Source organism: Thiobacillus sp. (genome assembly GCF_024708915.1).
On record NZ_JANJXQ010000042.1, the window covers coordinates 1 to 5,108 of the forward strand.

The 5,108-nt window shown below is 63.8% G+C and carries 6 protein-coding genes and 1 pseudogene; all 7 read right to left on the reverse strand.

Annotated features, from left to right (window positions below; translation table 11 throughout):
* Nucleotides 1-377, reverse strand: a pseudogene (locus Q0L94_RS03270) (lipopolysaccharide assembly protein LapB); the annotation flags it as partial.
* Nucleotides 378-383: 6 nt separating this feature from the next.
* Nucleotides 384-671 (reverse strand): LapA family protein, encoded by a 288-nt coding sequence (locus Q0L94_RS03275; RefSeq protein WP_296750033.1) that lies wholly within the window; start codon nucleotides 669-671, stop codon nucleotides 384-386.
* Nucleotides 672-790: 119 nt separating this feature from the next.
* Nucleotides 791-1,075 carry an integration host factor subunit beta gene (locus Q0L94_RS03280; protein WP_018076573.1) on the reverse strand — a complete coding sequence of 95 codons (285 nt, stop codon included), beginning with the start codon at nucleotides 1,073-1,075 and terminating at the stop codon, nucleotides 791-793.
* A gap of 3 nt (nucleotides 1,076-1,078) precedes the next feature.
* Nucleotides 1,079-2,803: a 30S ribosomal protein S1 gene (gene rpsA / locus Q0L94_RS03285; protein ID WP_296750035.1), complete on the reverse strand. Its 1,725-nt coding sequence runs from the start codon at nucleotides 2,801-2,803 to the stop codon at nucleotides 1,079-1,081.
* 95 nt (nucleotides 2,804-2,898) lie between these two features.
* Nucleotides 2,899-3,540: a (d)CMP kinase gene (gene cmk, locus Q0L94_RS03290; protein WP_296750037.1), complete on the reverse strand. Its 642-nt coding sequence runs from the start codon at nucleotides 3,538-3,540 to the stop codon at nucleotides 2,899-2,901.
* A gap of 35 nt (nucleotides 3,541-3,575) precedes the next feature.
* Complete coding sequence (gene aroA / locus Q0L94_RS03295) at nucleotides 3,576-4,871, reverse strand: 3-phosphoshikimate 1-carboxyvinyltransferase (protein ID WP_296750038.1); 1,296 nt, start codon at nucleotides 4,869-4,871, stop codon at nucleotides 3,576-3,578.
* A partial coding sequence (locus Q0L94_RS03300; RefSeq protein WP_296750040.1) for a prephenate dehydrogenase dimerization domain-containing protein occupies nucleotides 4,871-5,108 on the reverse strand: 238 nt, incomplete at its 5' end. The genes Q0L94_RS03300 and aroA, both read right to left, overlap by 1 nt.

Genomic DNA, 5,108 nt, shown 5'->3' on the forward strand with positions numbered 1-5,108 from the left:
CGGTCGAGCAGACCGGCCTTGAGGTAATCCTGCCCCAGTTCGCTCATCGCCCGCAGGCGCTGGTCTTCGGCCAGGCCTTCGCGTTCCAGCAGGTTTTCGTGCATGCGGATGGCGCGATCGAGTTCGCCGCGGCGGCGGAACAGGCCACCCAGCGCAAAGTGCAGGTCGATGGTTTCGGGTTCGAGCTTGACGACTTCGAGAAAAGCCTCGATGGCCTTGTCAGGCTGCTCGTTGAGCAGAAAATTCAGGCCGCGGAAATACGAATTGGGCAGCGCGCGCGATTCGGTCACCACCTGACGAATGTCGACCCGCGCCGCCAGCCAGCCCAGCACGAAAAACAGGGGGAACGCCAGCAACCACCAGAATTCGAATTCCATGACGCGTTACACGACAGGCATGTCGGTTTGCGTGCCCGTGTCCGACTCGACCACCTGCGGTTTGCGGGCAAGCTCGCGGCGCAGGCGGAACAGGGCCGGCAGCAAGGCCAACACCCCCATTAGTGCGCCCAGCACGAACGTCAGCCCCAGCATGACGATCAGCGGCGCTTGCCACACATAATCCAGATAGGAATAGAAAATGACGGTGTGGCTGTTTTTCAGGGCAAAACCCAGCACCAGCAGAAATACCAGCAGTTTCGCCGCCAGCACCAGATAGCGTGTGAGATTTTTCATGGTTATTCGCGTGAGATTGAGCCCATTCTACCTTTGCCGGCGGGCTTCAAAAAGCGCGGCGGCGGGCGAAAAAAGAAAACGGCGCAAAATGCGCCGTATTCACCTGCCTTGCATCACGCTCACAGCGGAAAATCCACCCGGTCGCGCAATTCCTTGCCTGCCTTGAAATGCGGCACATACTTGGCCGGCACCTGCACACGCTCGCCAGACTTGGGATTGCGTCCGAGACGGGCGGGACGGAAGCTCAGGCTGAAGCTGCCGAAGCCGCGGATTTCGATACGCTCGCCGCGCGACAGGTTTCTCGCCAGCGCGTCGAGGATCGTCTTCACTGCCATCTCGATATCCGCAACCGAAAACTGCGAATGCCGCGCCGCCAGTTGAGCAATCAGCTCGGACTTGGTCATGGATTACTGCTCGGCGTTCTTGTTGTCGAGCTTGGCCTTGAGCAGCGCGCCGAGGTTGGTCGAACCGCTGGCGGCCGCGGCGGATTCGGCGGCGAATTTCTTCATCGCGGAATCCTGCTCGGTCATGTCCTTGGCCTTGATCGACAGGTTGATCACGCGGTTCTTGCGATCGACGTTGATGATCATCGCTTCGATCTCGTCGCCTTCCTTGTAATGGCTGCGCATGTCCTCGACACGGTCGCGCGAAACTTCGGATGCGCGCAGGTAACCTTCCATGTCGCTGTCCAGCTGCACGGTGGCGCCCTTGGGCTCGACGGTCTTGATGGTGCCCTTGACGATGCTGCCCTTGTCGTGGCCGGTCGCATAGCTGGTCAGCGGATCGCCTTCGAGCTGCTTGATGCCGAGCGAGATGCGCTCGCGCTCAAGGTCGATGCCCAGCACCACGGCTTCCACGTCCTGACCCTTGCGGAAGTTGCGCACGGCTTCTTCGCCGGGCACGCTCCACGACAGGTCGGACAGGTGGACCAGGCCGTCGATGCCGCCAGGCAGGCCGATGAACACGCCGAAGTCGGTGATCGACTTGATCGCGCCGCTGACCTTGTCGCCCTTCTTGTGGTTCATCGAGAAGTCTTCCCACGGGTTCGACTTGCACTGCTTCATGCCCAGCGAGATGCGGCGCTTGTCCTCGTCGATGTCGAGCACCATGACTTCGACTTCGTCGCCCAGCTGGACGATCTTGGAGGGGCTGACGTTCTTGTTGGTCCAGTCCATTTCGGAGACGTGCACCAGGCCTTCGATGCCCTCTTCGATCTCGACGAACGCGCCGTAGTCGGTCAGATTGGCAACCTTGCCGAACATGCGGGTGCCCTGCGGGTAACGGCGTGCGATGCCGACCCACGGGTCATCGCCCAGCTGCTTGATGCCGAGCGAGACGCGGTTCTTCTCGGTGTCGTAGCGCAGGATCTTGGCTTCCAGCTCCTGGCCGACGTGCACCACTTCGGACGGGTGCTTGACGCGGCGCCAGGCCATGTCGGTGATGTGCAGCAGGCCGTCGATGCCGCCCAGGTCGACGAACGCGCCGTAGTCGGTGATGTTCTTCACCACGCCCTTGACGATGGAGCCTTCCTTCAGGTTCTCCATCATCGCTTCGCGGTCGGCGCCCATGGTCTCTTCCAGCACGGCACGGCGCGACACCACGACGTTATTGCGCTTGCGGTCGAGCTTGATGACCTTGAATTCCATTTCCTTGTATTCGAAGGGCGTGGTGTCCTTGACCGGGCGCATGTCCACCAGCGAACCCGGCAGGAAGGCGCGCAGACCGCCCACCAGCACCGTCAGGCCGCCCTTGACCTTGCCCTGCACCATGCCGGTGACGATGCGGCCTTCGTTCATCGCCGCTTCCAGATCCAGCCACGCCGCCAGCTTCTTGGCGCGCTCGCGCGACAGCTTGGTCGCGCCGAAACCGTCTTCGATCGACTCGATGGCGACCGAAACGAAATCGCCGATCTTGGCTTCGATTTCGCCCTGGTCGTTCTTGAACTCTTCGAGGGGAATCAGGCTCTCGGACTTGAGGCCGGCGTTCACCGTCACGAAGTTGTGGTCGATATCGATGATTTCAGCGGTGATGACTTCGCCCTGGCGCATTTCCTGGTGCGAGAGGGATTCCTCGAACAGGGCGGCAAAGCTTTCCATGGAAGCGGGAGCGGAAGAAGCGATAGCAGTAGACATTAAAAAACCTTCATTTCCGTCGGTAAGGACGGGGTTGGTTGCACATCGTCAGCCAGCGGGCACGGGCCGACACGAATCGAATCAGACTTGATGCATTACTTGCCGCGGTAGTGGCTCAGCACCGCCTGCACCGCCGACTCGACATCCATCCGGGTCGTGTCGAGCAATAGCGCATCCGGCGCGGGCTTCAGCGGCGCAACGGCGCGACCGGTATCGCGCGCGTCGCGGGCCTGCATATCCGCAACAAGGGCCGGTAGACTAGCAGAGTTCCCCTTTTCGATCAACTGCTTATACCGCCGCTCGGCGCGCGCCTCGGCGCTGGCGGTGAGGAAGATTTTGGCCGCCGCATCGGCGAACACCACCGTCCCCATGTCGCGTCCGTCGGCCACCAGGCCGGGCGCCTGGCGGTAGGCGCGCTGGCGGTCGAGCAGCGCCGCGCGCACCGCCGGCAGCGCCGCCACTTTCGACGCGCCGTCGCCCACCATCTCGGCACGGATCGCGTCGCTGACATCCTCTCCCGCCAGCCACACCGTGCCGTCGCGGAATACCGCCGGCAGCGTGGCCGCCAGTTGCGCCACGCGGGCCGCATCGTCCAGCGCCACGCCGTGCCGCATCGCCGACAGCGCGGTCAGCCGGTACAGCGCGCCGCTGTCGAGGAAATGGAAACCGAGCGCAGCAGCGACCCGCTCTGCCACGGTGCCTTTGCCCGACGCCGAGGGGCCGTCAATGGTGATCACGGGCGAGGGGTGAGGGGTGAGGGGTGAGGCAACGTTCACTGGGCAATCCCCGCAAAAACCCTGAAATACTCCGGGAAGGTCTTGTTCACGCACGCCGGGTCGTTGATTCGCACCGGCACGCCGCCGAGCGTCACCAGCGACAGGCACATCGCCATGCGGTGGTCGTCGTAGGTGTCGATTACAGCGTGAGGGGTGAGGCGTGAGGCGTGAGGCGGCGCGATGCGAATGTAGTCGGCGCCCTCCTCCACCGTCGCGCCGACCTTGCGCAATTCGGCCGCCATCGCCGCGATGCGGTCGGTTTCCTTGACCCGCCAGCTGGCGATGTTGGTCAGCGTGGTCGTGCCGTCGGCGAACAGCGCCGCCACCGCCAGCGTCATCGCGGCGTCGGGAATGTGGTTGCAATCGAGGTCGACCGCCTTGAGCCGGCCCGACTCGGGCGCGCGCGCCTCGATCCAGTTCGGCCCCATTTCGATCTGCGCCCCCATCAACGCCAGCGCATCGGCAAAGCGCACGTCGCCCTGCACGCTGTCGCGGCCGACGCCCTCCACCCGCACCGGGCCGCCGCCGATGGCGCCCGCGGCGAGAAAATAGGACGCCGACGACGCATCGCCTTCCACCCAGATTTCGCCGGGGCTCTGGTAGCGCGCCGCTGCCGGCACGCCGAAGCGCTGCCAGTCGTCGCGCGCGATCTCCACGCCAAAGCGGCGCAGCATCGCCAGCGTGATGCCGATGTAGGGTTTGGAAATCAGCTCGCCCACGACCTCGATGGTGGTATCGCGCTGGCGCAGCGGCAGCGCCATCAGGAGACCGGTGAGGAACTGGCTCGACACATTGCCGCGTACCTCGGTGATGTCGCCGGCGATTTCTGCGGGATGAATCTTCAGCGGCGGAAAGCCTTCCTGGCCGAGATAGTCGATGTGCGCACCGAGCCGCCGCAAGGCGTCGACCAGATCGCCGATCGGCCGCTCGTGCATGCGCGCCACACCTTTCAGCTCATACTCGCCGCCCGACAGCGCGCACGCGGCGGTCAGCGAACGGAACGCCGTCCCGGCATTGCCCAGGAACAGTTCGGCCTGCTTGACCGGAAACGCGCCACCCACGCCTGTGATTTCATAGTCATCGGAATCGCTCACCCGCGCGACGCCCACGCCCAACACGCGCAAGGCATCGAGCATGACCCGTGTGTCGTCGGAATCGAGTAGCGCCCGCACGATGGTCGTGCCTTGCGCCAGCGCCGCCAGCAGCAGCACGCGGTTGGAAATGCTTTTGGAGCCCGGCAGGCGCACTGTGCCGCGCGCCTCGCCGCTTGCGGGTAAATCAAGAAATTCCATCAAGAATCCTGAGCCTTAATCCAGTTTTCACGGGCATTGCGGGCGCGCGAAAACATCTTCAACAATGCATCAGCATCTTCCGCATCGACTGCCTGGCGCAATGCTTGCAGCGATGCGAGGTAGGCATCCAGTTCGGCCAGCACCGCCTCCCGGTTCGCCAGCGCGATGTCGCGCCACATCTCCGGGCTGCTGCCGGCAATCCGGGTGAAATCGCGGAAACCGCTGGCGGCAAAGCGG